Genomic DNA, 4,420 nt, shown 5'->3' on the forward strand with positions numbered 1-4,420 from the left:
ATCCAAGTCCCACGGGCAGAAACGTTCGATCCCCGGCTACCGCTATAATAAGACCACACAAATATGAGGTCTACCAGAAAGATCTGGTGACCTCATAATACGAACGGGCAGGATACTTCGAATGGGGCAAGAATTAGTAATCATGAACGTTTTTGAGAAAGTAGGTTGTTAATACGTAGCGTTTGCACATCTCATTGTGGAGCTACACTGTCTTTACGGAATAGGTGACCAAGATGAAGGTAAACCTCCTGTTCCACCTTTTTGTAAATATGGAGTTCGTAAACCGGGCTACCATTGTTTAGAGGGGAATTGTGAGTTCTCTGGGCATGCACCAGCGCCCCTTGAAATAGCCTATTCAGATGGAAAAGGTGAGGTAGCCTCTGATGCGTGGATAGGATTTGGAGGCGATATGGACCCAAATCCATATAACGACAAGATGGTATCTGAACTAAAACAATCATGGGAAAATCATTGTAAAAGGAAAGTGAATGAAGCATATGAAGATTATATGAAGCAGCACAAACTACGTAAAGGTGAAGAATGAAAATCACCTATCGAATAACTATAACTCAATAAACACAACTAATGAGGCTGCTGGCATAATCGGCAGCTTCCATTACGTTAACAGGCAGTTTACGCTAATGAAGGAATTGAAAGAGCATCTCCCGAATTATGAAATATCCCTTGTAGTTGCAGGCATCGGTAGCTTTAATTAGAAAGGTGAATTTTTATGAAATGGAATCAAATAAATAACATTAAAAGATTCACTCCACTTGTTCAACTAAGCTTTCCAAAGTTGCACTTAACAGATAGACCACTATACTATCTTGGTAGTGGTTTCATGTTATCGTACACAAACAGACAATTCAAAATTGAAGGCTATGAAAGAGTTGAATTTGGAGAAAAAGGGGAATATGCACTAGGCATGTACTATTTCAAATACCGTAAGGAACTTGAGCAATATATGAATTTAACACTCCCTTTTCAGGACGAGGTGTTCGGGGGAGTTTTTGAAATAGTTAAAGGTATTGCAGTAGGTGACACTTACCTGAAAGTTAAAAACAAGCTGTCTTGCGGCTATCAAATTGACGAGACTCGGAGACTTAAAGACGGGGACCTCATCTTTCAAAATGCGAATATTTCATGGAAGGATTTTAGATTCTTCTTCTTTGAGCGATCAAATAAATCAGAACTAACTGGTTTTCAGCTTACATTTTAATAGTGATACGAATGATACTTTGTTTATTACGCTAACGTTCAATAGCGGTTGCTTCGGCAGCCGTTTTTTGTTGCTCCGCTAACTGGAGTGCGGCGAACCTTATTACAGAAAAAGGAAATCTCTTTTTCCTGACGAATAAAATACTTGGATGTTAGCTAGGTATTTACTTTGTAATTTATTTGATTATTTATCATAGGAGGAAGTATTGTGGCTCAGGTTAATAAAATAACTGCAAAATTTTTTATTGTTTCTTTGTCCGTTATTATTTTTGCAAGTTGCTTACTAACAGATATAACTTATGCAGAAACAGAAAAAGGAGATATACGCCAAATATCCTCGGGCTATTGTTATAATCTAGCGTTACTTACGGATGGAACGGTTTGGGCTTGGGGTGATAATACTTATGGTCAGTTAGCAGATGGCACAACAGGTGACGGTGAATTTTCAAAAAATTACCGAGCAAAACCACAGAGGATATCAGAATTAACAGATGTCAATTCTATCTCGGCAGGGACTGAATTTGCAATTGTTGTAAAAAAGGATGGAACCGTGTGGTCATGGGGACATGGTCATACAGGACAATTGGGCAATCAAGAAAACATGGAATTATCTCCAATAGACCTACAAGAAAGATGGTTAAAATATGATGAAACCAAACCGGTACAAGTGAAAAATGTAAAAGATGTTGCCGCTGTTTCCGCTGGAGCATCTCATGTTCTCGCCTTGAAAAAGGATGGAACGGTATGGGCATGGGGGAGTAATATGGTTGGACAGATTGGAAGTGGGGATTCTCGTACAATCCATTCGACCGCAGTTCAGGTAAGTGGTCTAAGTGATATCATTCAAGTTGCAGCCGGTATAAATCACAGTTTAGCACTTAAAAAAGATGGGACGGTTTGGGCATGGGGGCTGAATGAAGATGGTTCCCTTGGGACAGGTGTATTAGATAAAGGAAGTTATATTCCTGTACAAGTTAAAATAACGAGTACTGTTAAAGAAATCATGACTCTTGGAAGAGGTTCGAGCGCTGCTATAACAGAGGATGGCTCTGTATATCAGTGGGGGCCTGATATCTTTAAATTGAAGGGGCAGAATCAATCCTTTATTCATTCTATTCCGGAACTAGTACCCACGCTTTCCGACGTAAAGACGATACTGCTTTCCTCTCAGATGAATTATGCGGATCATTCTATGATTATTTTAAAGAAAGATGGATCCATTTTGGGGCTTGGCAAGAATAATCTAGGTCAAATCGGAAATGGTAGTTACAAGGATGTGTCGGAATTAACCCCTAATTCTAATATAAATTCGATAATTCAAATCAGTGGAAACCGTTATTATTATGACGGCACACAAACGGTTGCGTTAGATAATAATGGTACCGCTTGGGCTTGGGGGTTTAATCAGGTGGGGCAAGTAGGCCCAGGGGGATGGAGCTTTGATGAACCCGTAAAAGTGGGCATACCCTCAATTATTAAAGTGAGATTAAATGGGGAAATATTATCATTTCAGCAATATCCAGACATAATTAATGGAACAACAATGGTACCTCTTCGAAAAATATTTGAGTCGCTTGGAGCAACCATCCAATGGGAGAGCACTACACAGACTATTTCAGCTACAAGAGGAAATGTAACGGTGAAGCTTTCAGTAAATTCAGAAACGGCATTTATCAACGATGAAAAAGTGCACCTAGACCAAGCTTCATTTATTAAGAATGAATTAACGCTTGTACCATTGCGTTTCATCACTGAATCCTTCGGTGGAGAAGTTATATGGGATGAGAATAACAAACTTATTGATTTGAAGATACGTTGATTGGTGGTAAAGGTGATGGTAGCCTCATTAAGCTATTCCAGCTAATAGCTTGTCAATATTTAATTATTAATGGCGGATTCATGAGGTGGTATACTTAAAAAAGTGCATGGGAAAGAACCGTCCCATAAAGCACGGAAAGACATTCCATATATTTCTATTTCTTGCGCTTACTCTAAACGGAACGCTTCCTTAGTAGTTAAGATGGCAAAAATCCAGTGGATGAGTTTATTCACACAAGCAATTATCGCTACTTTGAACAGCTTTCCTTCAGCACGCTTCTTATCATAATAAGCTCTTAGTTTTTTATTTCTATTACTACGAATACCACATCGTACAGCTTGATATAGGGCAGTACGAAGCCTCCTAGAACCGTGCTTAGTTATTTTATTTATGGTTGCTGTAAACTTGCCTGAAGAAAAAACACTTGGATCTATACCAGCAAAGGCAACAAGTTTCTTAGCGTGATTGAACCGATCGATTTCCCCGATCTCAGCTAAAATTGTTGCAGCAATTTTAGTGCCAATCCCGGGTATCGATTGGATTAAATCATATTCAAGTAACGCTTCAGCTAGGGCCTCTATCGATTTATTTAGGTCTGCTAGATGGTCTTGGTATTGAAGAAGCAATTTGATGAGCAGCTGCATGGAGATCAGATGACTTGGAAAAGCCGTCTCCTTAAAGGGATTTCGCCTTGCTGCTGCTACTAAGATTTGAGCGCGCTCTAGACACCATAAAGCCGATTTGCCACGTCCTGTAAGGCGCCCGATTGTTGCTGCAATCTCCTTCTCATCCAGTTCCAGAACCTCTTTAGACGTTGGGTGTAAAGCCAGAAATCGAAGGGAAACCTTTGAATAAAGGTCACCAAACACGCCATGATATTCAGGAAAAACTTGATCCAGAATAGCCTGAAACTGTAGTTTAGCTTGGACATACATTCCCGTTAAAGATTCATGTTGGCGTGTTAGATAGCGTAAATTCATGAGATGCTGACCCCGCTTTTTGTAGGGTTCAAACTCTTCTTTATAGAACAACGCTCCCAAAAGATGGGCATCAGCGGCATCCGTCTTCAATCGTCGCAAATTGGTTTTCTTGGCGTTATGTGAGATTAAAGGATTAATGACGATATTCAGATACTGATGCTCGTCTAGAAACTGAACAACAGGGCTATGATAATGACCTGTTGCTTCCATCACAATGGAGGGACGCATTCCTGCAGCGGATTCCACCCCTCTCAAATAATTCAGAAAAGACGCTAATCCTTCAAGATCATGCTTAAACTTAAAGATCTTTCCATGAGGTACTCCACGATCTAAAAATGCTTGTGCATGGCTTTCTCCCTTGGATACATCCAAACCAATGACTGGATTCATGACATCACTCCCT

At 39.9% G+C, this 4,420-nt stretch carries 3 protein-coding genes; 2 read left to right on the plus strand and 1 reads right to left on the minus strand.

Annotated elements, in window-relative coordinates; genetic code table 11:
- Positions 1 to 730 precede the first annotated feature (730 nt).
- The gene (locus tag GC102_RS08305) at positions 731 to 1,219 is read left to right on the plus strand and encodes a hypothetical protein (RefSeq protein ID WP_171689078.1); all 489 of its coding nucleotides are present in this window, start codon (positions 731 to 733) and stop codon (positions 1,217 to 1,219) included.
- A 207-nt stretch (positions 1,220 to 1,426) separates the two neighbouring features.
- Complete coding sequence (locus tag GC102_RS08310; RefSeq protein ID WP_171689079.1) at positions 1,427 to 3,037, plus strand: RCC1 domain-containing protein; 1,611 nt, start codon at positions 1,427 to 1,429, stop codon at positions 3,035 to 3,037.
- 167 nt (positions 3,038 to 3,204) lie between these two features.
- Here GC102_RS08310 and GC102_RS08315 read toward each other — a convergent pair whose 3' ends face one another.
- Positions 3,205 to 4,407, minus strand: a complete 1,203-nt coding sequence (locus GC102_RS08315) for an IS110 family RNA-guided transposase (protein WP_171689080.1) — start codon at positions 4,405 to 4,407, stop codon at positions 3,205 to 3,207.
- Between the last annotated feature and the right edge of the window lie 13 nt (positions 4,408 to 4,420).

The organism is Paenibacillus germinis (genome assembly GCF_013141785.1).
In the GTDB taxonomy this organism is placed as follows: Bacteria; Bacillota; Bacilli; order Paenibacillales; family NBRC-103111; genus Paenibacillus_E; species Paenibacillus_E phytorum.